This window comes from Arthrobacter sp. TMN-50, from assembly GCF_054511125.1.
In genome coordinates, this window is the sequence record NZ_JBTNDG010000009.1 from 22677 (window position 1) to 44629 (window position 21953).

The following is a 21953-nucleotide window of genomic DNA, read 5'->3' on the forward strand; positions in this document are numbered from 1 at the left end:
TCCTGCAGTTCCCTCGATCCTCTCGGCTCTCAACCTCTCGATACAGAACAGAAAGAAGCGCTGACCATGCATTTGGCCTCAGTACGCGAAGGCGACGACGAGCTCGCCGCAGTGATCCACCCCGAGCGCGGCGTCGCGCTGGTCCGCGACCTCATTCCCGGCTTCTCCGGCGACCTGCTGGAACTGCTGGCCACCGATTCGCTCGGGAAGCTGGAGTCGTTCGCCGAGTCGGCGGACACCGCCGTCTTCCGTGACCGCGATTCGGTGACCTTCGGTGCCCCGTACCGGCATCCGCGGATGCTGTGGGGCATCGGCTTGAACTATGTTGAGCACGCGTCGGACCTGTCCGAGGGCGTCCCGGACGAACCGGCGTCGTTCATCAAGGGCGATCACACCATCATCGGCCCGGGCGAAAACATCACCATCCCGCACCAGAGCGTTCGCACCACCGCTGAAGCGGAACTGGGCCTCGTCATCGGGAGCTACTGCCGCGACGTGGAGCCGGAGGACGCGCTGTCCTACGTAGCCGGCGTCGTCACCCTGCTGGACCAGACCGCCGAGGACATCCTGGAGAAGAACCCCCGGTTCCTCACCCGGTCCAAGAACTTCCCCGGCTTCTTCTCCTTCGGGCCGGAGATCGTGCCGCTCGCCGAGGTGACGGACGACGCCGGGTCGCTGGCCGCCGTCGAGGTGTCCACCGTGATCAACGGTGAGGTGCACCGCAGCAACGTGGTGGGCAACATGAGGTACTCCCCCGAGTACCTGGTCAGTTTCCACAGCAAGGTGATGCCGCTCTACCCGGGCGACATCATCTCCACCGGCACCCCCGGCGCCGTGCACATCAAGGCGGGCGACGTGGCCGAGTGCCGCATCCCCGGCGTCGGTGTGCTCAGCAACCCAGTGGTTGATCAGGAAGCCAATCATCAGGAAGGCCGTGGCGGTAGTGAGTAACAAGCCCGACGACGGATTCCCGGCGGGACCTCTGGACGGCATCAAGGTGGCCGACTTCTCCAGGGTGCTCGCAGGACCGTTTGCCTCGATGATGCTGGCCGATTTCGGGGCCGACGTGATCAAGGTGGAAAGCCCCTCCGGCGATGACACCCGCAGCTGGACGCCGCCGGTGGACGAGTACGGGGTGGGTACGTATTTCTCCAGCGTGAACCGCAACAAGCGTTCGGTGGTGTGCGACCTGGCCACTCTCGAGGGGCAAGCGGCGGCGCTGGAGATCGCGTTGACGGCCGATGTCGTCATTGAGAACTTCCGTCCCGGCATCATGGAACGGTTCGGGCTGGACTACGACTCCCTCAAGGACCGGAGGCCCGATCTGATCTACTGCTCCATCACCGGGTTCGGCAGCACCGCCGGCGCGCACCTGCCGGGCTATGACCTGCTGGTGCAGGCCGTCGGCGGGCTGATGAGCGTCACCGGCGGGCTCGACTCCGAGCCCAGCAAGGTCGGCGTCGCCCTGGTGGACGTGGTGACCGGACAGAACGCCGTCGTCGGGATCCTCGCCGCCCTGCGGTCCCTGGAGCAGACCGGGGTGGGCCAGCGGGTCGACGTGAACCTGTTGTCGTCGTTGCTGTCGGGGCTGGTGAACCAGGCGTCGAGCACGCTGGCCACCGGCGAATCGCCGCAGCGGATGGGCAACGCGCACCCGAGCATTGCCCCGTACGAGACGCTGCGGACCGCCGATGGTCCGCTGGCGGTCGCCGTCGGGACTGACAAGCAGTTCGCCGGTCTGGTCCGGGTGCTCGGCGTACCCGAGCTCTCCAGCGATGAACGGTTCGCCGGCAACTCAAACCGGGTGGCCAACCGGGTGGCGCTGAAGTCCCTGCTGGAACAGCAGCTGGGATCGAAGTCCGCCGCCGAGTGGTCGGAGCTGCTCAGCGTCGCGGGTGTGCCGGCCGGGAAGGTGAACTCGATTGTCGAGGCGCTGGAACTGGCTGACACGCTGGGCCTGGCCCCCGTCGTCGAGATTGCCAATGCCGACGGGTCGCGGACCAGCCAGCAGGTCGCCAACCCGATCCACCTTTCCGGGACTCCCGCCCGGTACCGGCGTCCGCCGCCCCTGTTGGGCGAGCACACCGGCGCCGCCTTTGACGTCCCCGCCGTTCCCGCACTGCACCACCTACAGTGAAAGCAGGATCCCCAATGACTTCCTCAACAGTTGAAAGCAGAACCATGACTGACATGTCAGACCTGATCGGTATTGAAGGCCTCCTCTCCCCCGAGGAAATCACCCTGCGCGAGACCGTCCGGTCCTTCGTGGACGCCGAAATCAAGCCGAACATCGCCCAGTGGTACGACGACGCCGTTTTCCCGATGGAGATTGTCCCGCAGATGGCCGAGCTGGGCCTGCTCGGCATGCACATCAAGGGCTACGGCTGCCCCGGGAAGTCGTCGGTCGAGTACGGGCTCGCCGCAATGGAGCTGGAGGCCGGCGACTCAGGTTTGCGGACCTTCGTGTCGGTGCAGGGCTCGCTGGCGATGAGCGCCATCTACAAGCACGGCTCCGAGGAGCAGAAGACCGAGTGGCTGCCGCAGATGGCTGCCGGTACCGCGATCGGTGCGTTCGGGCTGACCGAGCCGACTGCCGGGTCTGACCCCGGCGCCATGCAGACCTTTGCGAAGCGCGACGGATCGGACTGGATCCTCAACGGCGCCAAGCGCTGGATCGGCCTGGCCTCGGTGGCGAAGCTGGCCATCATCTGGGCGATGACCGACGACGGCGTCCGCGGCTTCGTGGTGCCCACCGACAGCCCAGGGTTCGTCGCTACGCCGATCAAGCAGAAGCTCTCGATGCGGGCGTCCATCCAGTGCGACATCACTCTGACCGACATCCGGTTGCCGGAGGGCGCGATGCTCCCGAACGCCAAGGGGCTGCGCGGACCGTTCGAGTGCTTGAACGAAGCGCGCTACGGCATCATCTGGGGTGCCATGGGGGCGGCCCGCGACAGTTACCTCACCGCGCTGGCCTACTCGCAGGAGCGTCTGCAGTTCGGGAAGCCGCTGTCCGGCTACCAGCTGACGCAGGAGAAGCTGGTAAACATGGCGCTGGAGATCAACAAGGGCACGCTGCTCGCATTGCAGCTGGGCCGGTTGAAGGATGCCGGGACCCTGCAGCCGTACCAGATCTCGGTGGGCAAGCTGAACAACTGCCGCGAGGCGATCGCTATCTGCCGTGAGGCGCGGGCGATGCTGGGCGGCAACGGTGTCACCCTCGATTACTCGCCACTGCGGCACGCGAACAACCTGGAGAGCGTCAGGACCTACGAGGGCACCGACGAGGTGCACACCCTTATTCTGGGCAACCACATCACCGGCGTCCCCGCGTTCCGGTGAGTGACACCGCTGCCCGCTCTGATAGTTCAGCCACCGGCATCCGCAAGGGCCTGACCAACTACGGGGACGCCGAGTTCTCGCTGTTCCTGCGGAAGGCGTTCATCAAGGGCGCCGGGTATTCCGACGACGCCCTTGACCGGCCGGTGATCGGGATCATCAACACGGGCAGCGGGTTTAATCCATGCCACGGCAACATGCCGGCACTGCTGGAGGCGGTGAAGCGTGGGGTGATGCTCGCCGGCGGGTTGCCGGTGGACTTTCCCACCATCTCCATCCACGAGAGTTTCTCGCAGCCGACCAGCATGTTCCTGCGGAACCTGATGTCGATGGACACGGAGGAGATGATCCGGGCCCAGCCGATGGACGCCGTCGTGCTGATTGGCGGCTGCGACAAGACGGTGCCGGCCCAGCTGATGGGGGCCGCCTCGGCCGGGGTGCCGGCGATTTCGTTGGTGACCGGCTCAATGCTGACCGGCGGCTACCGTGGCGAGCGCGTGGGTGCGTGTACTGACTGCCGGGCATTCTGGGGCAAATTCCGTGGCGGGGAGATTTCCAAACCAGAGATCGACGACGTGAACTCGCGTCTGGTCGGCAGCGTGGGCACCTGCTCGGTGATGGGCACAGCCAGCACCATGGCGTGTCTGACCGAGGCGATGGGGATCGCGATGCCGGGTTCGGCGTCTGCTCCCGCGGTCACGGCTGACCGGGTGCGAATCGCCGAGGCGACTGGAACCCAGGCCGTTGCCTTGGCGGCGGCCGGCACGAAGATGGACACCATCCTGACCCAGGATTCGTTCGAGAACGGGCTGCGGGTGCTGCTCGCGATCGGCGGATCCACCAACGCGATCATTCACCTGACCGCGGTGGCCGGCAGGTTGGGGATCCGGTTGTCGCTGGAGCAGCTGGACCGGATGAGCACCGAGACCCCTGTGCTGGTGGATCTGAAGCCGTCCGGGAAGTACTACATGGAGGACTTCCACCGGGCCGGCGGGGTTCCCGCCGTGCTGCGTGAGCTAGGGTCCCTGATTCAGCGCGATGTGCCAACGGTGACCGGTCGGACGCTGGGTGAGGAGATTGACGACGCCGGTCCCGGCTTTCCGCAGGACATCATCCGACCGCTGTCCAACCCGGTCTACCCTGAGGGCAGCCTCGCGTTCCTGCGTGGGAACCTGGCGCCGGGCGGGGCGATCATCAAGCAGGCAGCCGTATCCCCTGCGCTGCTGGAACACACCGGACCCGCTGTGGTGTTCGAGAACACCGCGGACCTGGCAGCGCGGATCGACGACCCCGATCTGGAGGTCACCGCCGATTCAGTCCTGGTGTTGAAGAACATCGGACCAGTTGGAGCCCCGGGGATGCCCGAGGCCGGGTACCTCCCCATTCCGAAGAAGCTTGCCTCGCAAGGGGTGCGTGACATGGTGCGGATCTCGGACGGCAGGATGTCCGGCACTGCGGCCGGCGCTGTGGTGCTGCATGTGACCCCGGAGTCAGCGGTCGGCGGACCCCTCCGGCTGGTGCAGACTGGGGACACGATCACTCTGAGTGTCAGCCGTCGGCTGATCCAGTTGGAAGTATCCGATGTGGAGCTTGCCCGGCGTGAGGATGCGATGGGTCCGGCGGCTCCGGTTGTCCCTGAGCGTGGCTATCGGAAGCTGTTCGTCACTGAGGTAACCCAGGCCGATGAGGGCTGTGACTTCCGCTTCTTGCAGGGCTAGATGTCTGGGCCGAACAGCTGCTTGGCCCTTCCATGGGCGGAACCGCTAAAGCGATCTATGCGAGGCTTTCAAACACCATCGTCGCCTGGATGCGGTCGCCGCCGCCGATTCCTTTGCTGCCACTACTCGAGGTAGTGATGGTGTGAAGGCGGTAGCCCTTCGCAGCTTGATCGTTGATGGCTTTCTCCAAAGAGGTCAGGTTGCCCGAACCGGTTCCCAGCAACTTCTCCTTCAAGATCACCTGGATGACGACGTAGTGTGGCATTGGATCAGATCCCCTCGTTGCTGGCCATTTTGTGCCACGCTATAAGATGCGGCGACGAATCTCTGCAGCAATGAGGCGCGGCGGAGCGTTCTACGAGACACCCACCGCCCAAACAGCCTAAAAAAACCCGCGCCTCAGCCGACGGACCGACCACCGTCAGCCAATGACTGCTGCCCAGCAACGCGCGCCCCCACATTTTCGAGAAAGCCTGGAACAGCTTTGACAAAGAACCTAGGGACACCCCCTGCGTTCTGCGGTTCCGACTGTCTTGCCACCATGCGTTCAAACCGAGCACTCCATTGCTGACGCGGGTGAAGGTTCCACGACACGTCGAGCCCGCTGGACGAGACCACGACTGCCAGATGAACAAGCCGGCTCCCCCTACCGGCCCTTGCTGAGGCTTTGTTTTTGCCGCTCCTCCTTTTGGAGCACATCCATCTGTGATTGGGTGGAGCGCTTCTTGTCTCAGCTCAACGCCGTCCATGTGGGTGAGCTACAGGGTTTCCTGGTTGCCGGGTATGAATCCACATCGTCCGAGCCCGCGGTTACGGACAAGAAGTTCGCAGCACCCATGGCCACGTGGTCGCCGTCTTCTTCGACGGGTGGGACGAGGAAGAACTCGAAGTCGTTGCCCAGGGCCTTCTGGTAGTTCGCTGCTTCCCAGTTGCCGTTGAAGGCGAAGAGGTCGCGTACGTTCCGCCGGCTGCGTCGTAGTCTCCGCAGAAGTCTGCCGCCGCAGCGACGGGGTGACCCGTGGCGGAAGCTTCGGTTGCCGATGACGCAGGTGTGGTGCCCTCGCTGGCCGGAATCCTAGCTCTGCGCTAGCCGGAGAGTCTGCTCCGTAAAGTAGGTCACTTCCCCGTTGACATCCTCGACCCGATGACGAAATTGCCCGAGGGAGTGGCCCGGATCTCGATGACTGCACCACGCCCGTGCGGGGTGAAGATGTCGGCGCCCGGCGTTAGAACGGTTTGTTTCATCAGGGGACAGGCACTTCCACGTCGACGATGCCGACGAAGCGGCTGCCAATTCCCTCATACTCGCTGCGAACCAGGCCCGGCAGCGCCGGCGGAATGTCTTCGAGTGCGTGGTCTTCGCAGCATACATAGGTGAACGGTGGCCACCACTTCTTCGGCCGCGCGGCTTCCGAGAAACCACAAACCGCGCAGGTCAACTGGACCCAGACAGGACGCTTGCCCGTGCGGTTGTTTCTGGACTGGACGAGCCATCCCGGCGGATTGTCCACAATTTCGGATAACTCGGCGTCTGACAGCCGGGAAGGGATACCGTGACGGTGTGCCATTTCCAGCGGAATATCAAGGATTTGAGCTGCTTCACGTCGTGTAACCACCAGTCAACGATACGGGATGCGGGGACCCGCAAGGTAGCGCGAAGTCTCGATCCGAGAGGTTTAGTGGTCGGGAGAGATTCAGGCCCCGGGCGAATCCAGGTCCGAGGCGCTAAAGGTATCGCAAGCCTTGATGTCGCCGGTTTCGTACCCTCGGAGGAACCAGGCCTGGCGCTGCTCGCTGGAACCGTGAGTCCACCCTTCCGGATTCACCTGGCCGGTGGAGGCTTCCTGGATCCGATCGTCGCCCACTGCTGAGGCCGCGGAAAGGGCATCCTGAAGATCCGTCGAGGTGAACTCGCGCAGGAACGGTTCTCCGGATTCAGCATCCGGCACGCTGATGGCGTGGCCAGCCCACATGCCCGCATAGCAATCTGCCTGCAGTTCGACTCGGACCGCTCCGGATTCCGGTCCCTGCGGATCCTCCTGTGCCGCGTTCAGCGTGTTCGTAATTTTTTGGATGTGATGCCCAAACTCGTGGGCGATGACGTATTCCTGGGCGAGCGGCCCCCCGGAGGCGCCGAAGCGCGTCACCAGGTCGTCGAAGAACTCGGTGTCGTAATAGGTCTGTTCATCGAGCGGGCAGTAGAACGGACCGACGGCGCTGGTGGCATTGCCGCAGCCGGTGTCCGTCTGACCGGTGAACAACACCACGCCCGGCTGGTTGTACTGGACGCCGAAGTCTTCCAGGTAGGGAAGCCAAAAAGCGTCAAGGCTTTCGGCGGTACCGAGGATCCTGCAGTCGAGTCGCTCATTGGCATCGGCGCCGGTCTGGCACGCGTTGATGGCGTCAGTCTGCTGGCTCCCGCCTTCCGCGCCCCCGCCCGCACCGCCGTCGAGCCCCAGGTCGCTAACCACACCCGGTCCGAACAGGAGCGATAGCAAGAGAATTACCCCACCACCCAGGCCGCCACCGACGGCCATGCCGCGGCCACGACCCCGGCCCCGGCGGTCGTTGACGCGGGACGGGTCCAACTGCGCGCTGTCGTTGAAGCTCATGGCTCAACAATATCGGGTGCACACGGCAGACCGAGTGCACGCAGCACCGGCGCCAGAAGCGTAGCCGCGCACTGGCACCGGCGGTCTGCGGAGGGCACCTACACGTTGTTGGACTTTGGCGCGCCCATCCCCGGGTCGATCTGGTGTGGGCCCGCGGACGACGGACGGACGTCGAAGTCGAAAATCGACGTCGGGATGTACACCGTTGAACACGAGTTGGGGATATCGACCACGCCGGAGAGCCTGCCCTCGATCGGCGCCGACCCGAGGAGCAGGTAGGCCTGCTCCGGGCTGTAACCGAACTTGGTCAGGTAATCGATGGCATGCAGACAGGCCCGCTGGTAGGACAGGTGCGAATCGAGATAGTGCTGTTTCCCCTCCAGGGTCACCGAGGTGCCGGAGAACGCAATCCACTCGCTGTAGCGGGGATCCACGATGCCCGGCATGAAGATGGCGTTCTCGCTCACCCCATAGGTGTCCATGCCGCCCTTGATGACATCGACCCGAAGGTCGATGAACCCGCCCATCTCGATGGCGCCGCAGAAGGTGATTTCGCCGTCGCCCTGAGAGAAGTGCAGATCCCCGAGCGACAGGTTAGCGCCGTCCACGAACACCGGGTAGAAAATGCGGGTGCCCTTCGACAGGTTCTTGATGTCCTGGTTGCCGCCATTCTCCCGTGGGGGTGCGGTGCGGGCAGCCTCGCCCGCGACCCGGTCGAACTCCGACGCCGGCAGGCCCCCCAGCACAGCGAATTGCGGCTCGGGCGGCAGCGCCAGCGGCGGTACCCGGTTGGGGTCCGTGGCAATCAGGTCCCCCTCCCGCTTGTTCCATTTGGCCAGCAGCTCGGCGGAGGGAGCGGTTCCCATCAAACCCGGGTGAATAAGCCCCACATAGGAGACATTAGGTACGTGCCGTGACGTGGCCACCTGGCCGGTAAAGTCCCAGATCGCCTTGTACGCGTCGGGGAACTGCTCGGTGAGGAAGCCACCGCCGTTGTTCCGCGAGAAGATACCGGTGTACCCCCAGCCCTGCCCTGCCAGCGGACCGGAGTCTTCCTGCGGGATGGGGCCGACGTCGAGAATGTCGACGACCAGGAGGTCGCCGGGCTTGACGCCTTCGACGGCGAAGGGCCCGCTGAGCTTGTGGACGGTCAGCAGTGGGGCGTTGAGGATATCGTCCGCGGAATCATCGTTGACGATCGCCCCGTCGAACCATTCACGGCAGTGGACCCTGAAGGAGTCCCCCGGCTTGACCGTCGCCACCGGTGGAATCTCCGGGTGCCACCGGTTGTGTCCAATCTTTTCCTGATCCTCAAACTTCTTTGTTGAGTCAAGCGGAAATATGACGTCGGGCATTTCGTCTCCTCTGGGTTAGCCGCGCCAGGGTCTAGGGTCGCGGCAGTTTACTGTGAAGTGGATTGGACGTGTAGCGCTGGCTTTGACGGGTCGACCTACCTGGCAGTGCCCCTGAGACAATCGGCGGCTCTGAGGCGCTGCGTTGGGTTGAGTCGATGAGTTGGAAGGCCGCCGATCCGGTTTTGGACAGGTTAGGCGCACTGATTTTTCGGCGGGCTGCCTGGCCGCAAGCGGGGCAGGGTCGCAGGTCGGACGCTGCACCCATCGGACTGATGACCTCGAAGATGCTGCAGTCGGGGCACCGGTATTCGTAGATCGGCATTGGACGGGCTGTCCTTCCTACGCGTCGGGTCTTTTAAGCTGGCGCTACTACTTGGCCCTCGCGCGACGTCCTGCTTCGGGGGATGCCCCTACGCCCGAGGACGAAGGCTGCGGCCAACGCGGCTGCAGCGGCAATTGCCACGATGACGGCGTACCCGTCGTTCGTCTCGTACCTGCCTGTCAGCAGGAGGAAGGCAGGAATGGTCCCGGTGATGTGGGCGACGAAGATGGTGAACCAGCCGGTCACGAAGGTCAGGGATTCCCGACCCAGACCCAGGAGCAGGAAAAAGAGGAACCACAGGACAGCCCAGGTCAGCCAGATCGCCCCGAAGACCGGGTCTCCCACCAGGGTGAACTGGAGGATGCCGATGATCCCGGCGCAGCCTGCGACGAAGATGGAGAACCAGCCCAATCCCTCTCCGCTGATCCCGGTCATTTGCAGGATGCCGACATAGAGGTAGGTGAAGCCGAAGAGATAGAGTCCCGCAGCACCAAAGATGACCGACAGATCATTGTTGGACTGAATGAGGATGATGGTCGGGAAGACTACCTGCATCACCCCGACGAAGAGGTTGAGGATCGCGGCGGACTTGCCCGGAACTAGCCCGATCAGCATGAGTCCATTGATGAAAAGAACCGCTCCGACGTACAACAAACCAACGCTGCTCATGGCGCTCCTCGAAAGGGCGAAAAGATAAAGCTTGAGTTAGGAAAGCCGCTCCAGGACACCGGACAGGGAGTCCAGAAGCAGTAGATGAGTCTCAGCATATGAACTTGTGACGGCGACGTTAGTAGTCCGGAAATTTGCTGTCAATGGAGGTAGTGCGCGCTATGGCTACGCTGAGTGCATGGACGACATTAAACGAGCCAAGATCGGCAAATGGGAGAAACTTCAACTCCTGGTCTCCCTTGGTGTTGTGTTCCCTGCGTACCTGATCTGGGGGTTTTTGGAGGGCCTCGGTTTCGACTTCTGGGCTCGAACCGGGTTCACCTTATTCATTTATGTCGGCCTGCTGTACTTGCTGATGCGGCCTGCGGGTGCCGAGCGCCGGAGACGGCTTGAAGCGGAGTTCGCCCGGGGTATCTTCGACTGTTCCATAAGGTTCGCAAATGCCTTGCTTGGCTCGCTGCGGGACCTGTGGGACGACGGTGTGGTCCAGCTGGACGGGCAGGCACTGGATTTTCAGACGCAGCTGGGCGACGTGCAGCCTTCGCCGGCTGGCCGGAAGAGGAAGTATGCCATCCTGGAGATCGTTGACTGGACCGAGCCGGCAAAGAAGCCGAGGGCTTGGCGCCGAGGGTGGGCTGTCGCCGTCGTGCGGACCGACAAAGGCATGATGCATCTAGCGGCAGACGAGAACGCCCTTGCCCGCCTTGAAGACGCCCATTCGAAGCCGACAACTGACGGACCTGAGCTTTGAGCGGTAGACGGCTAGTCAGCCTCCGGGCGGCGCAGTGGGTTCGCGCAACAGGCGTCACCCTTCCACGCTTCTCGGCCTTCTTTGATCGCCCAGACGGCGATGACCAATGCGGCGATTGGGTCCGCCCAGGACCAGCCAAGAAAGCTGTTTAGCAGGAGCCCTGCCAGCAGTACCCCGGAGAGGTAGGAACACAGCAGGGTTTGCTTTGAATCCGCGACAGCTGACTTCGACCCCAACTCGCGGCCGGCACGGCGTTGGAAATAGGACAGCAACGGCATGATCGCCAGGCTGACCGCGGCAAGCACGATCCCAACGGTTGAGTGATCGGCCTCGGAACCATAGATGAGGGCCCGGATAGCGTCGAATCCGACGAAAAGGGCCAATCCGAAGAAGGAGAACGCGATGAATCGTAGTGCTGTTTTCTCCCGCGTTTCGGGATCCTTGGCGAAGAACTGCCAGGCTACCGCAGCGGCGGAAGTCACCTCAACGATCGAGTCAAGCCCAAAGGCGATCAGGGCGCTGGAGGACGCCACCGTTCCGGCGGTGATTGCTACCGCGGCTTCAATCACGTTGTAGGTGATCGTCGCGGCGACGAAGAGACGGATGCGACGTGAAAGTATCGCCCGACGGGCCGAGCCGGGACGGCCGGCAGTGAGGGGTGTCAGTAAACTCATCAGCGGCATCCCTCGGACGCGCTATTGGCGCAGTGTTCTGGATCGGTCGCCAACACCACAGCCAGCAATTCGGTGAGTGCGTTGTGCAGTTTCGGATCGGCTAGTTCGTAGCGGGTCCGACGCCCTTCAGGAACGGCCACCACCAACCCGCACCCGCGCAAACAGGCCAAATGGTTGGACAGGCCTTGACGGCTCACCCCCAACACATCCGCAAGGTCGCTCGGGTACGCCGGAGCATCCCGGAGCGCCAGCAGAATCCCGCATCGGGTCGGATCGGAAAGAGCATGACCGAACCTGGACAGCACCGATGAATGCGTCAAAGTCTCCATCCGCCCATAGTACAGCGTTCACTGAATTCATGGGAAACTGTATGCAACCTGATGTCTGACCGCTCGCCCTACCCGAATCACCCGTCGGGTTCAAAGCGATCATCGTCGCTGGCTACAACGCCTGTTGCAGCCAGATTCAACTGAGAACAGCATTGACCGCCTTCTCGACCTGTGGCATAGTTTGGAATCGATTCCATGGAAACGATTCCATGGTGGTTGAGGAGCAACAGGGTGCGATCACTGACGATCAAAGACGTCGCCGACAAGGCGGGGGTCTCAGTAGCAACCGCCTCGCGCGTGCTCTCCGGACATCCTTCGACTTCTGCTGAAGCCCGCGCCACCGTCACCGAGGCCGCCCAGCAACTCGGCTTCCGCCCCAACGCCCAGGCCCGCTCCCTCCGAAAGACCACCACCGAAACCATCGGCCTGGTCCTCCCCGACGTCCGCAACCCCTTCTTCGCCGATCTGGCCCACGCGATTGAACAGCGTGCCCGCGACTTCAAATATCTCACCCTCTTCGGCAACGCCAACGAAAGCGCTGAACAGCAGGACCGCTACTTCGACGTCTTGCTCTCCCAGCGCGTCGACGGCCTCATCGCCGCGCCCCTTGGGGACCTCGATAGCCTCAAAAGCATCCTCGACAGCGGCATCCCTACCGTCTTCGTCGACCGCGTCATCGCTGACACCGCCGTCCCCAGCGTCACCCCCGACAACGTCACCGGCATCCAGGAAGCGGTCCGCCACCTCACCGCCCAGGGCCACCGTCGCATCGGCTACATCGCCGGCCCGCAGTCCACCTCCACCGGCCGCGAACGGCTCGCCGCCTACCAGGACGCCCTCGCCGAAACTGACGCGGACGACGACGCGGACCTCATCTTCCTCGGCGACTTCCAGGCCGCCAGTGGCGCAGCGGGGGCACGCCATCTGCTCGAACTCCCCGAGCCGCCGACCGCCCTCCTCGCTGCAGACAGCCTCATGAGCATCGGTGCCATCGGTGTCTGCAACGAAAGCGGCATCGGCATCGGCACTGACCTCGCATTCGTCGCCTACGACGACATCGAAGCCTTCACCCTCCTCAACCCCGCCCTCACCGTCATCGCCCACGACGTCGACTCCATGGGCCGTCAGGCCGTCGAAATGCTCACCCAGGTGATCGCCGGCGCGACCCCCGCATCAGTCATTCTCCCCAGCAAGCTCATCATTCGTGGCTCTACCCCGCCCCTCCCAGGAAGCACTCCACCATGAACGCCAGACCCATCCTCACCCTGGACAACGTCACCAAGTCCTTCGGTCCGGTCACCGTGATCAAGGGGGTGACGGTCAATGTCTACCCCGGCAAAGTGCAGGTCCTACTCGGCGAAAACGGTGCCGGTAAGTCCACCCTGATCAAAATGATGGCCGGCGTGCACCAGCCCGACGGCGGCCGCATCCTCGTCGACGGCGACGAAGTCAAAATTACCGACACCAAGGACTCCGAAGCTCACGGCATTGCCACCATCCATCAGGAGCTCAATCTTGTCGGATCGATGACCGTCGCAGAGAACATCTCCATGGGCCGCTTCCCCCGCCGCTTCGGCCTGGTGGACAAACGAAAGATGCGCGAGACCGCCCGCGAAGCCCTCGAATTGATCGGCCTCGACATCGACGTCGACCATCAGGTCGGAGACTTAGGCATCGCCCGCCAGCAACTCGTCGAAATTGCCAAGGCCCTCAGCCTCAACGCCCGCATGCTCGTCCTCGACGAACCGACCGCTGCCCTTACCAAGCGCGAGATCGCCGCGCTGTTCGCTGTCATCGAGGACCTGCGCAAGCGCGACGTCGGCATGGTTTTCATCTCCCACCATCTCGACGAGATCGCCTCCATCGGTGACTCCGTGTCGGTCCTGCGCGACGGCGAATTCATCGCCGAAGTGCCTGCCGACACCCACGAAGACGAATTGGTCCGCCTGATGGTGGGCCGCTCCATAGAAGCGCAGTTCCCCCGCCGCCGCGAATGGGACGGCTCCGCCGACATTCTCCTGGAAGTGAAGGGACTCTCCACCAAGGGGGTCATCGACGACGTCACCTTCTCGGTTCGTGCGGGCGAGATCGTGGGCCTGGCCGGTCTGGTCGGCGCGGGTCGTACCGAAGTCATCCGCGCCATCGCCGGAGCTGACCCGTACGTGGACGGCAGTGTGCAGGTCCGGGGTAAAGACCTCCCGAAGTCCAACATCGGCGCAGCGGTGCGAGCCGGCATCGGGCACGTGCCCGAAGACCGGAAGGGCCAGGGCCTGGTCCTCGGAGCAACAATCAACGAGAACATTGGGTACGCGACGCTTGGGACAACGGCAAAGTCCGGCCTGGTAGACCGCGCTGGCCAGCGCAGTCGCGCCCAGGAGATTGCCGCCAAGCTCCGCATCCGCATGCACACCCTGGACCAGCCGGTGGGATCCCTCTCCGGCGGAAACCAGCAGAAGGCGGTCTTCGCCCGCTGGATTGTGGCGAACTCCTCGGTGTTGCTCCTCGATGAACCAACCCGCGGCGTCGACGTTGGCGCCAAGGTTGAAATTTACGAACTGATGAACGCGATCACCGCTGCCGGCGGCGCTGTCGTCATGGTCTCCAGCGAACTCCCCGAGGTCCTTGGGATGAGCGACCGAATCCTGGTGATGAGCGGTGGACACATTTCAGGTGAACTGGGGGCTGAAGATGCCACCCAGGACGCCATCATGACGCTGGCCGTGCGCGACGTGCAGCGTGATCTCGAAGACAAGTCAATGGAGGACGGTCATGAATAAGGTTGCAACCGCTACCGCACCCAAGCAGGTGTCGGGCGGAGCGAGGACAAAGAAGTTCCTCGCCGACAACGGGGCACTGGTAGGCCTGGTGGTGCTGGGGCTTGCCCTGTTCATCGCCACCCCAGACTTCCTCACCGGCCCCAACCTGCTGAACATTGGTATCCAGGCCTCGGTGATCGCTGTCCTGGCGTTCGGGCTGACCTTCGTGATCGTTGCGGCGGGCATTGACCTGTCCGTCGGCTCCGTGGCGGCGTTGTCCGCAATGGGGTCCGCGTGGATCTTCTCGCAGGGATCCATGCCGGGCTGGGTTGCCGTGATCGGCGGCCTGGCGATCGGCACGCTGAGCGGTGCGGTGAGTGGTTATGCGGTAGCGTTCGGGCGCCTTCCGTCCTTCATCGCCACGTTGGCCATGTTGAGCGTGGCCCGCGGTCTGACCCTGGTCCTCTCCGACGGTCGACCCATCCCTACCGCACCCGAGGTGTCCTTCCTCGGCGGGAATCTGGGCGTTATCCCGATGCCGATCGTGGTGCTGGTGATCGCCGGGCTCGCGGCAGCGTTCATCCTGAACTTCACCGTGATAGGGCGCTACATGTACGCGGTGGGCGGCAACTCTGAAGCCGCGCGTCTGTCCGGCGTCCCGGTCCGCAAGGTTCTGGTTACCGTCTTCGCGCTTTCCGGACTGTTCGCCGCAGTGGCAGGCCTATTGCTGTCGGGACGGTTGGACTCTGCCCAGCCACAGGCTGCCGTGGGCTACGAGCTGGACGCGATTGCCGCGGTCGTCATCGGTGGCGCCTCACTGGCTGGCGGCGTAGGCCGCATCACCGGCACCCTGGTGGGCGCCCTGGTTCTGGTGGTCATCCGCAACGGCCTGAACCTGCTGAACGTCTCCTCCTTCTGGCAGCAGGTGGTGATTGGCGTGGTGATCGCCGTCGCCGTCGGCATCGATTCTCTGCGGCGCAAGAACGCACCCCACTAAACCTTCCCTCCGCTATCAAAAATCCATTACTGAGTTAGGAAACAACAATGAAGTTCACTTCCCGCAAAACCGCAGCACTGACCGTCTCCCTGGCGCTCGCCCTGAGCATGACCGCGTGCAACCGCGGCGGCGACGAGGCAGCCGAGGGTTCCGCATCGGCCACCCTGGCGCTATCCACCCTGAACAACCCGTTCTTCGTTGAGCTGCGCGACGGCGCCGAGGCAGCAGCCGAGGCCGCTGGCATCGAACTCGAGGTCGTCGATGCCCAAAACGACTCCGCCACGCAGACCAACCAGCTGGCGACCGCCGCCACCAGCGGCACCGACGCCGTCCTAATCAACCCGGTGGATTCCGACGCCGCAGCCGCCTCGGTGGCACCGCTGATCGACGCCGACATTCCGGTAGTTGCCGTCGACCGCGCCGTCAACGGGGCCGAGGTCCAGTCCCTCGTCTCCAGCGACAACGTGGCGGGCGGCCGCCAGGCGGCCGACGAACTGGCGGCAGCCATGGGCGAAGAGGGCGAAGTGATTGTCCTGCAGGGCGTCGCCGGCACCTCAGCCAGCCGTGACCGCGGCGCCGGCTTCGAAGAAGGCATGGCTGCGTACCCCAACATCACCGTGGTGGCCATGCAGACCGCCAACTTCGACCGCGCCGAAGCACTGAACGTGGCAACGAACCTGTTGCAGGCCAACCCCGACGTGACCGGCATCTTCGCCGAGAACGACGAAATGGCGCTCGGCGCCATCCAGGCCCTGGGCGACCGTGCCGGCGACGACGTCAGCGTGGTTGGCTTCGACGGCACCGAAGACGGCCTGGCCGCCATCGAGGCGGGTACCATGACAGCCACTATCGCGCAGCAGCCCGCCGAACTGGGCAAGCAGGCAGTTGAAGTTCTGGAACAGCTCCTCGCCGGTGAAACCGTTGAAGAAACCATCCCTGTTCCCGTCACCACCGTGAACACCGACAATGTCGGAGAATTCACCGAATGAGCACTGAGCCGTCGGGCGTCGTCGTCGTAGGGTCCATCAACGCCGACCTCGTAGTCACTCTGGAACGCCACCCTGCGCCGGGCGAAACCCTGCTGGGCCGGACCATGACGGTGATGCCCGGCGGCAAGGGCGCCAACCAGGCCGTAGCTGCGGCGAAGCTTGGCGCCCGGACCGCCATGATTGGCGCGGTAGGTCAGGACGCCTACACGGACGTCGCCCTCTCCGGGCTGCACGGTGCCGGTGTTGATACCGGCGCCGTGCAGCGCGTGGGAACCACCACCGGCGTGGCCATCGTGGAGGTCGACGACGACGGCGAGAACACGATCGTGGTGATCCCCGGCGCCAACGCCGAAGTGACCCCGGAGTTAGTTGCCTCGTCGTCGCAGGTGATCGCCGACGCCGCAGTGCTGGTATTGCAGGGCGAGATTCCTGCTGCCTCGGTCGCTGCAGCCGTTGCGTTGGCCCGCGGACGGGTGGTCGTCAACCTCGCGCCGGTCATTTCCTTGGACCGGGCCGCTCTGCTGCGGGCCGACCCGCTGGTGGTCAACGAACATGAAGGCGCGCTGGTGCTGGCGCAGCTTACCGGTTCGGCCGATACTTCCGATCACGGGGCCACCGCACGGGCGCTGGTGGGCTGCGGTTTCTCATCCGTCGTGATGACCTTGGGCGGCGACGGAGCCCTGCTGGCTTTCGGTGCCGACTTGCTGGAGATCCCGGCGCCGAAGGTTCCCGTCGTGGACACCACCGGGGCTGGCGATGCCTTCACCGGCGCGCTGGCCGCCCGGTTGAGCGCCGGGGATTCCTTGCCGGACGCCGTGCAGGTTGCCGTGCTGGTCGGGGCATTCGCCGTCGGGGCCGAAGGCGCTCAGCCCTCCTACCCCTCGCTCAGTGACCTGCTGCCTACAGCACCCACCACCCCATTCTCAACTACTGGACAGGACGGCGACGCGTGAAGAAGACCGGAATCCTCAATGGACCGCTGAACGGGATCCTTGGGACCCTGGGCCACGGCCATCTCGTGGTGATTGCCGACGTCGGGATGCCCCTGCCCGATGCGGGCACCGTCGTCGACTTGGCCCTGGTGAAGGGGGTTCCGTCCTTCACCAGGGTGCTGCAGGCGGTACTGGCCGAGATCCAGATCGAATCCTCGCTGCTGGCTTCCGAGGCGATGGGCTCATCGGTCGAGGACGTCGTTCGCAGCGGGGGTCTGAACCCGGACTTCGTGAGTCACGAGGACCTGAAGGCTCTCCTGCCGTCCGCTCGACTGATCATCCGAACCGGCGAGGCGACCCCGTTCGCGAACGTGGCGCTGCGCTGCGGTGTGACCTTTTAGCGTTCGAAACATCTGTTGAAACGGAGCTAGGCGGGAGGACTCAGAAGACGCGCTCCGAGCGGACGACAGCCGGGAGTGCGCAGGGAAGGACGGAGGAGGACAATTTCAGTACATCAAAGGAAAGAATCACTCCCATGTCCCACCCCAGCTCAGCCGGCTTTGTCGCCAACCGCCAGGCCCCCGACGCAGCGAACCACGGTACCGCTCCAGCCCAACGTCCTCCGTGGACGTTCCTCACCAATCACAGCCATGTGCTCCTGACCATCAATGGGAACCCGAATGCGCTTGTCGAAGAGATAGCCGCCACAGTGGGAATCATTGCCAGAGCAACCCTTCACATTCTTGCGGATTTAGAAGACGCCGGTTACCTGCAGCGTCTCCAAGAGATTGGCGCACTTCTGGCGATCTTCGCCCCCACCGACGGACATTCACGAAAGGAGTTATCGTGAGAGATCAGGACCTAACCCACCTGCACGACGAGCCGTGATCATCGTTCTCTCCGGCGTCGATGGGGCTGGCAAGACCACAGCCGGTCAACTGCTGACCGAGCAGCTTGCCGCTGCCGGTTATCCCGCAATCTTTACCGCTAACCCCTCCGGCCGCCGAAGCATGACCGCTTGGCTCGACCGGACCGGTTTTCGGGTGCCTATGACCGTGTTGGACGGGATAGAAACCGGCATGCGCTGTGTCAATGTAGCGGTCTCCCACCTGCGCGCCAGGAAGAATTCCGGTGTTGTCGTCATGGACCGGTACCTCTACTGCCAGCTCGCGCTGCGGCAAGTGCGGGGTCTACGTCCGGGCCGGTTTCTGCCTAGCCTGATCAAGGTCCTACCTACCCCGAATGTGGTGTTCTACTTCGAGGTTGACGCCGACGTCGCCTATGCACGAGTCAGCAGCCGCGCTGCGGACACTGAGACCCTTGAGCATCTCGGAGCCCTGGATAAGGCGTACAAAGAGCTTGATGACTTTTCGTCGTTCGTCCGCATTGATGCAAACCACTCGTCCGAGCGGGTTGTCGAGGACATCTTGCAGGAACTTGGGGTGTGCGGCCTGGGGCGTCAGCCGTGAGTATACCCATGCCCGCTACGCCAGCGCGATCCTCGTGGCGATCTCATCGTGCTCTGGCTTCGCACCCGGGGCGCGCAACACCTCCGTAAACCAGCGAATGGCACAGGTCCCGTCGCGCACTGTCCCTTGACAGGAAACGGCCCTCGCATCATATTCAAAGTGCATCTGCGAGCAAGGGAGCTACCATGACGACCACTGGTTTTGCACGCGACATTCTTGCTCAGCGGCTTCGAGACCTCTTCGCCGCCTACCAGAATGTACGAGAGATACGAATGTTCGGCGCCGTCTCGTTCATGGTCGATGACCGCATGGCAGTTGCCGCCGATCGCGCCGGTGACCTGCTGGTGCGCACCAACCCGGCCGACTACGATGATCTGCTTCGTCGCGGTGGGGTGCCGGCGCTGATGGGTCAGGAGAAGCCGATGGGGCGCGGCTGGCTGACTGTGCCACGTCAACAGTTCGACGACGACGCGGAACTCGCCTATTGGGTCACCGTGGGCATCGACTCCCGGAACGCGCCGGGCTGAACCCTGAACCGAGAACCGCAGTTCGTCCGGTTAGACGCCGTACGGGGTATCTCCAGTTGTTAGGCCGATGACGCCAGATCAACCGCCCGAGCGAAGCTTCTTGCTGATCAGGCTGGCCGTCTCAATGATCAGCGGCGCAATCTGCTGAACCCTTTCGGCTGTCATCTCGTGGTCCAACCCCGAACAACTCAGTCCACCGATCAGTCGGTCTTTGCCGTCGTGCAAAACGGTGCCCACGCAGCGGATATGCATTTCATTTTCCTCGTCGTCAACTGACCACCCACGCTTGCGGATTACTTCAATCTGCTCCCATAGTGCCTTTTTGGACATGATGGTCTTGTCGGTGCGGCGCTGCAGCGCCGCGGTGCTGATCAGATTACGGGTCGAACTCTCATCCAGTGCGGCGAGAACGGCTTTACCGATGGCCGTCGACCAGAGCGGGATGGCATCTCCAACCCGCGATCGCATTTGATAGGACGCCGGCCCATCAATCTTGGCGATGTACACCAGGCCGTCCTGCCCGAAACGGGCCATATGGATGGTGAAACCCACCCTGTCACGGAGCGCGTGAAGGTAGGGAAGCGCCACGTCCACCACTTGCCCATCGTTGTGGAGAAGCGTCAGTAAGGCATGCACGCGAAGTCCCGGACAATAAGTCCTATCCTCGTTCTGCTCGACCCAACCGTTCTCGGCCAGGTCGCTGAGCATCCTGTGGACGGTGCTTACGGATAGATTGGTGGCAGTTGAAATGTCGGAAACTCGGTGATGCACTGCGACGGCTTCCAACACAGCCAGGCCCTTCATCAGGGAGGACCGTTGCTGTTGAGTGGCCGGGGCTTCCAAATCGGTCATCGACCCATCCACCCACCATCGACCACAAGCGTGTGGCCATTCACGTATCCGGCCTCCGGCCCGGCAAGAAAAGCCACCGCCCCCGCGATATCCTCGGGCGACCCCCATCGGCCAGCCGGAATGCGCTCACGAATGGAACGCTCACGGTCAACGTCATTGCGTAACGCTTCGGTATTGTTCGTTGCGATATAGCCGGGAGCGACGGCGTTGACTGTAACCCCCTTCGCAGCCCACTCGTTTGCCAGAGCCTTGGTCAGCCCGACGACGGCGTGCTTGGACGCCGCATAGGACGGCACGTTGATCCCGCCTTGGAAGGAAAGCAGGGAAGCGATTGATATCACCCGCCCGTGGCCGCGGTCGATCATTCCGGCGCCGAACACCTGGCTCAGGTGCCAGATGGTATCAAGGTTCAATGAGAGCACCCGGGTCCACGCATCCGGCGCGTGTGCAGCCGCCGGCTCCCGGTGAATGATGCCGGCGTTGTTCACCAGGATGTCTACTGCTCCCAGCCGTTCGGCCTGGGCGCGGGCATCGAGGGGGTCCCCCAGATCGGAAACGATCACGTCGACCGGGCCGCCATGCCGCGCAACGGACTGCGCCGCTTCGTCCATACCTCGATGGCCCCACAACGTGACGTTGGCCCCGGCTTTGGCGAGTCGCTCCGCGCAGGCGAGCCCAATACCGGTACGGGCTCCCGTAACAACGGCATGCTGACCCTCAAGCGGACGTAGAAGATCGGCATTCACCGCAGGTCACCCGGCTTCACGGCCTCGACATCGGTGTAATCGATATTCTCCCCCGCCATTGCCCACACAAACGAGTAAGCGGCGGTAGCGGCGCCGCTGTGAATGGACCACGGCGGAGCTACGACTGCGTCCCGATTTCCCAGGATCAACTGGCGGACATTGTGTGGTTCCCCCATTTGGTGGAAGAGGACAGCGTCACCCAAACCGTCGTAGAGATAAATTTCGGTTCGGCGGTTGTGCAGATGTGGTGGCATGGTGTTCCACACCGATCCAGCACTCAGCGTGGTGATGCCCAGAACGAGCTGATTCGATTCAATCCCGTCAGCATGAATGTACTTACGGATAGTTCGTACGTTCGCTTCCTCCCCGGAACCGAGGTGAACAGCCTCAACCCCTTCACGCGAGGCTAGCGCCGCCGTCGTTCGCCGGTGAGCTGGCGCAGACACCAGGTACACCGCCCCTTTACCGGAAAATACAACCGGGCCAGTCCCGCACGGCAGATACAGAACGTCGTGGGAAGCCACCTCCCACGTTTCCTCTCCAGCCCGTACCGAAACCGATCCCTCCAGACCTACAATCCCCATCTCGCGCCGATCAAGGAACTCTTTCGACCGCAGTTCAGGTGGGCTCGATAGTTGAAGAGGTTCACCCGTGACGACCACTCCGCCGATGACCAACCGGTCATCGTGCGCGTAGGCAAAACGAATTTCTCCCGGGCCGAAGAGTCCAGAAACCACAAAACGGTCTTTCAACTTCTCGTTGGTTAGGGCGGACAAGTCATCTGGATGGGTGCTCCACAGTCGTCTCACTGTTCAGGGCTCCTTGGCGTTGGGAAGACGGTACCGTCCATGCGGCGTCGCCGGGTCATAACATCACTAGATCATATTTTCTACTCACCGGAAAGACTCTTTCCATT

The 21953-nt window shown here is 63.3% G+C and carries 26 protein-coding genes; 14 read left to right on the top strand and 12 right to left on the bottom strand.

From position 1 onward, the window contains the following. The first annotated feature begins 66 nt into the window (after positions 1-66). The 4 genes from ACX80A_RS11280 to ACX80A_RS11295 are packed head-to-tail and all read left to right on the top strand — an operon-like array spanning position 67 to position 5057. Positions 67-951, top strand: coding sequence for a fumarylacetoacetate hydrolase family protein (locus ACX80A_RS11280; protein ID WP_459259798.1), 885 nt, complete (start codon positions 67-69; stop codon positions 949-951). Next, positions 944-2137 carry a CaiB/BaiF CoA transferase family protein gene (locus ACX80A_RS11285; protein ID WP_459259799.1) on the top strand — a complete coding sequence of 398 codons (1194 nt, stop codon included), beginning with the start codon at positions 944-946 and terminating at the stop codon, positions 2135-2137. Before ACX80A_RS11280 ends, ACX80A_RS11285 begins: the two co-directional genes overlap by 8 nt. Before the next feature lie 44 nt (positions 2138-2181). Then, positions 2182-3342: an acyl-CoA dehydrogenase family protein gene (locus ACX80A_RS11290; RefSeq protein ID WP_459259890.1), complete on the top strand. Its 1161-nt coding sequence runs from the start codon at positions 2182-2184 to the stop codon at positions 3340-3342. Next, positions 3339-5057: an IlvD/Edd family dehydratase gene (locus ACX80A_RS11295; RefSeq protein ID WP_459259800.1), complete on the top strand. Its 1719-nt coding sequence runs from the start codon at positions 3339-3341 to the stop codon at positions 5055-5057. The genes ACX80A_RS11290 and ACX80A_RS11295 overlap by 4 nt, the downstream gene beginning before the upstream one ends. A 55-nt stretch (positions 5058-5112) precedes the next feature. Here the strand turns inward: ACX80A_RS11295 and ACX80A_RS11300 are convergent, their stop codons facing one another. The 7 genes from ACX80A_RS11300 to ACX80A_RS11330 all read right to left on the bottom strand — a co-directional run bounded on the left by ACX80A_RS11300 (position 5113) and on the right by ACX80A_RS11330 (position 10015). Next, the gene (locus ACX80A_RS11300; RefSeq protein WP_459259801.1) at positions 5113-5322 is read right to left on the bottom strand and encodes a DUF4177 domain-containing protein; all 210 of its coding nucleotides are present in this window, start codon (positions 5320-5322) and stop codon (positions 5113-5115) included. An 851-nt stretch (positions 5323-6173) separates the two neighbouring features. Beyond that, positions 6174-6302 (bottom strand): hypothetical protein, encoded by a 129-nt coding sequence (locus tag ACX80A_RS11305; protein ID WP_459259802.1) that lies wholly within the window; start codon positions 6300-6302, stop codon positions 6174-6176. Continuing rightward, a complete protein-coding gene (locus ACX80A_RS11310; RefSeq protein ID WP_459259803.1) occupies positions 6302-6673 on the bottom strand; it encodes a hypothetical protein in 372 nt (123 codons plus the stop codon). The genes ACX80A_RS11305 and ACX80A_RS11310 overlap by 1 nt, the downstream gene beginning before the upstream one ends. Positions 6674-6751: 78 nt before the next feature. Continuing rightward, a complete protein-coding gene (gene ypfJ / locus ACX80A_RS11315; protein ID WP_459259805.1) occupies positions 6752-7669 on the bottom strand; it encodes a KPN_02809 family neutral zinc metallopeptidase in 918 nt (305 codons plus the stop codon). 98 nt (positions 7670-7767) lie between these two features. Beyond that, positions 7768-9024 (bottom strand): formamidase, encoded by a 1257-nt coding sequence (gene fmdA, locus ACX80A_RS11320; protein ID WP_459259806.1) that lies wholly within the window; start codon positions 9022-9024, stop codon positions 7768-7770. A gap of 31 nt (positions 9025-9055) precedes the next feature. Further along, positions 9056-9346, bottom strand: a complete 291-nt coding sequence (locus tag ACX80A_RS11325; protein ID WP_459259807.1) for an FmdB family zinc ribbon protein — start codon at positions 9344-9346, stop codon at positions 9056-9058. Positions 9347-9379: 33 nt separating this feature from the next. Next, on the bottom strand, positions 9380-10015 hold the full coding sequence (locus ACX80A_RS11330) for an AmiS/UreI family transporter (RefSeq protein WP_459259808.1): 636 nt from the start codon (positions 10013-10015) through the stop codon (positions 9380-9382). Positions 10016-10193: 178 nt separating this feature from the next. Between ACX80A_RS11330 and ACX80A_RS11335 the strand changes: the two genes are divergently transcribed. Further along, positions 10194-10766 carry a hypothetical protein gene (locus ACX80A_RS11335; protein WP_459259809.1) on the top strand — a complete coding sequence of 191 codons (573 nt, stop codon included), beginning with the start codon at positions 10194-10196 and terminating at the stop codon, positions 10764-10766. Between the two features lie 11 nt (positions 10767-10777). Here ACX80A_RS11335 and ACX80A_RS11340 read toward each other — a convergent pair whose 3' ends face one another. Together ACX80A_RS11340 and ACX80A_RS11345 are read right to left on the bottom strand one after the other, a co-directional pair. Further along, the gene (locus tag ACX80A_RS11340) at positions 10778-11440 is read right to left on the bottom strand and encodes a cation diffusion facilitator family transporter (protein WP_459259810.1); all 663 of its coding nucleotides are present in this window, start codon (positions 11438-11440) and stop codon (positions 10778-10780) included. Continuing rightward, positions 11440-11769, bottom strand: coding sequence for an ArsR/SmtB family transcription factor (locus ACX80A_RS11345; protein ID WP_459259811.1), 330 nt, complete (start codon positions 11767-11769; stop codon positions 11440-11442). Before ACX80A_RS11345 ends, ACX80A_RS11340 begins: the two co-directional genes overlap by 1 nt. Positions 11770-12000: 231 nt before the next feature. On the opposite strand from ACX80A_RS11345, the gene ACX80A_RS11350 reads away from it, so the two are divergent. The 9 genes from ACX80A_RS11350 (at position 12001) to ACX80A_RS11390 (ending at position 19439) form a co-directional block, all read left to right on the top strand. Then, positions 12001-13014 carry a LacI family DNA-binding transcriptional regulator gene (locus ACX80A_RS11350; RefSeq protein WP_459259812.1) on the top strand — a complete coding sequence of 338 codons (1014 nt, stop codon included), beginning with the start codon at positions 12001-12003 and terminating at the stop codon, positions 13012-13014. After that, positions 13011-14546: a sugar ABC transporter ATP-binding protein gene (locus ACX80A_RS11355; protein WP_459259813.1), complete on the top strand. Its 1536-nt coding sequence runs from the start codon at positions 13011-13013 to the stop codon at positions 14544-14546. The genes ACX80A_RS11350 and ACX80A_RS11355 overlap by 4 nt, the downstream gene beginning before the upstream one ends. Continuing rightward, a complete protein-coding gene (locus ACX80A_RS11360) occupies positions 14539-15522 on the top strand; it encodes an ABC transporter permease (RefSeq protein ID WP_459259814.1) in 984 nt (327 codons plus the stop codon). Before ACX80A_RS11355 ends, ACX80A_RS11360 begins: the two co-directional genes overlap by 8 nt. A 47-nt stretch (positions 15523-15569) precedes the next feature. Beyond that, a complete protein-coding gene (locus ACX80A_RS11365; RefSeq protein WP_459259815.1) occupies positions 15570-16511 on the top strand; it encodes a substrate-binding domain-containing protein in 942 nt (313 codons plus the stop codon). Continuing rightward, positions 16508-17464 (top strand): ribokinase, encoded by a 957-nt coding sequence (locus tag ACX80A_RS11370; RefSeq protein WP_459259816.1) that lies wholly within the window; start codon positions 16508-16510, stop codon positions 17462-17464. The genes ACX80A_RS11365 and ACX80A_RS11370 overlap by 4 nt, the downstream gene beginning before the upstream one ends. After that, positions 17461-17844 (top strand): D-ribose pyranase, encoded by a 384-nt coding sequence (rbsD, locus tag ACX80A_RS11375; protein ID WP_459259817.1) that lies wholly within the window; start codon positions 17461-17463, stop codon positions 17842-17844. The genes ACX80A_RS11370 and rbsD overlap by 4 nt, the downstream gene beginning before the upstream one ends. A 134-nt stretch (positions 17845-17978) precedes the next feature. Then, positions 17979-18293 (top strand): MarR family transcriptional regulator, encoded by a 315-nt coding sequence (locus ACX80A_RS11380; RefSeq protein ID WP_459259819.1) that lies wholly within the window; start codon positions 17979-17981, stop codon positions 18291-18293. A gap of 34 nt (positions 18294-18327) precedes the next feature. Continuing rightward, on the top strand, positions 18328-18912 hold the full coding sequence (locus ACX80A_RS11385) for a dTMP kinase (protein WP_459259821.1): 585 nt from the start codon (positions 18328-18330) through the stop codon (positions 18910-18912). A 185-nt stretch (positions 18913-19097) separates the two neighbouring features. Continuing rightward, entirely contained in the window at positions 19098-19439 is a 342-nt protein-coding gene (locus ACX80A_RS11390) for a TfoX/Sxy family protein (protein WP_459259822.1), read from the top strand. 78 nt (positions 19440-19517) lie between these two features. On the opposite strand, the gene ACX80A_RS11395 is transcribed toward ACX80A_RS11390, so the two are convergent. From ACX80A_RS11395 to kduI, 3 genes are read right to left on the bottom strand one after another with little or no spacing between them, the layout of a single operon-like run. Continuing rightward, the gene (locus ACX80A_RS11395; RefSeq protein ID WP_459259824.1) at positions 19518-20291 is read right to left on the bottom strand and encodes an IclR family transcriptional regulator; all 774 of its coding nucleotides are present in this window, start codon (positions 20289-20291) and stop codon (positions 19518-19520) included. After that, the gene (locus tag ACX80A_RS11400) at positions 20288-21037 is read right to left on the bottom strand and encodes an SDR family oxidoreductase (RefSeq protein ID WP_459259825.1); all 750 of its coding nucleotides are present in this window, start codon (positions 21035-21037) and stop codon (positions 20288-20290) included. The genes ACX80A_RS11395 and ACX80A_RS11400 overlap by 4 nt, the downstream gene beginning before the upstream one ends. Next, the gene (gene kduI / locus ACX80A_RS11405; RefSeq protein WP_459259826.1) at positions 21034-21813 is read right to left on the bottom strand and encodes a 5-dehydro-4-deoxy-D-glucuronate isomerase; all 780 of its coding nucleotides are present in this window, start codon (positions 21811-21813) and stop codon (positions 21034-21036) included. The genes ACX80A_RS11400 and kduI overlap by 4 nt, the downstream gene beginning before the upstream one ends. Positions 21814-21953 lie beyond the last annotated feature (140 nt).

What these genes read in the sequence shown, in the direction of transcription:
- ACX80A_RS11280 (WP_459259798.1), top strand. Translation starts at nt 67, where the DNA reads ATGCATTTGGCCTCAGTACGCGAAGGCGACGACGAGCTCGCCGCAGTG.
- ACX80A_RS11290 (WP_459259890.1), top strand. Translation starts at nt 2,182, where the DNA reads ATGACTGACATGTCAGACCTGATCGGTATTGAAGGCCTCCTCTCCCCC.
- ACX80A_RS11300 (WP_459259801.1), bottom strand. Translation starts at nt 5,322, where the DNA reads ATGCCACACTACGTCGTCATCCAGGTGATCTTGAAGGAGAAGTTGCTG.
- ACX80A_RS11305 (WP_459259802.1), bottom strand. Translation starts at nt 6,302, where the DNA reads ATGAAACAAACCGTTCTAACGCCGGGCGCCGACATCTTCACCCCGCAC.
- ypfJ (WP_459259805.1), bottom strand. Translation starts at nt 7,669, where the DNA reads ATGAGCTTCAACGACAGCGCGCAGTTGGACCCGTCCCGCGTCAACGAC.
- fmdA (WP_459259806.1), bottom strand. Translation starts at nt 9,024, where the DNA reads ATGCCCGACGTCATATTTCCGCTTGACTCAACAAAGAAGTTTGAGGAT.
- ACX80A_RS11325 (WP_459259807.1), bottom strand. Translation starts at nt 9,346, where the DNA reads ATGCCGATCTACGAATACCGGTGCCCCGACTGCAGCATCTTCGAGGTC.
- ACX80A_RS11330 (WP_459259808.1), bottom strand. Translation starts at nt 10,015, where the DNA reads ATGAGCAGCGTTGGTTTGTTGTACGTCGGAGCGGTTCTTTTCATCAAT.
- ACX80A_RS11335 (WP_459259809.1), top strand. Translation starts at nt 10,194, where the DNA reads ATGGACGACATTAAACGAGCCAAGATCGGCAAATGGGAGAAACTTCAA.
- ACX80A_RS11340 (WP_459259810.1), bottom strand. Translation starts at nt 11,440, where the DNA reads ATGAGTTTACTGACACCCCTCACTGCCGGCCGTCCCGGCTCGGCCCGT.
- ACX80A_RS11345 (WP_459259811.1), bottom strand. Translation starts at nt 11,769, where the DNA reads ATGGAGACTTTGACGCATTCATCGGTGCTGTCCAGGTTCGGTCATGCT.
- ACX80A_RS11355 (WP_459259813.1), top strand. Translation starts at nt 13,011, where the DNA reads ATGAACGCCAGACCCATCCTCACCCTGGACAACGTCACCAAGTCCTTC.
- ACX80A_RS11360 (WP_459259814.1), top strand. Translation starts at nt 14,539, where the DNA reads ATGAATAAGGTTGCAACCGCTACCGCACCCAAGCAGGTGTCGGGCGGA.
- ACX80A_RS11365 (WP_459259815.1), top strand. Translation starts at nt 15,570, where the DNA reads ATGAAGTTCACTTCCCGCAAAACCGCAGCACTGACCGTCTCCCTGGCG.
- ACX80A_RS11370 (WP_459259816.1), top strand. Translation starts at nt 16,508, where the DNA reads ATGAGCACTGAGCCGTCGGGCGTCGTCGTCGTAGGGTCCATCAACGCC.
- ACX80A_RS11380 (WP_459259819.1), top strand. Translation starts at nt 17,979, where the DNA reads ATGTCCCACCCCAGCTCAGCCGGCTTTGTCGCCAACCGCCAGGCCCCC.
- ACX80A_RS11390 (WP_459259822.1), top strand. Translation starts at nt 19,098, where the DNA reads ATGACGACCACTGGTTTTGCACGCGACATTCTTGCTCAGCGGCTTCGA.
- ACX80A_RS11395 (WP_459259824.1), bottom strand. Translation starts at nt 20,291, where the DNA reads ATGACCGATTTGGAAGCCCCGGCCACTCAACAGCAACGGTCCTCCCTG.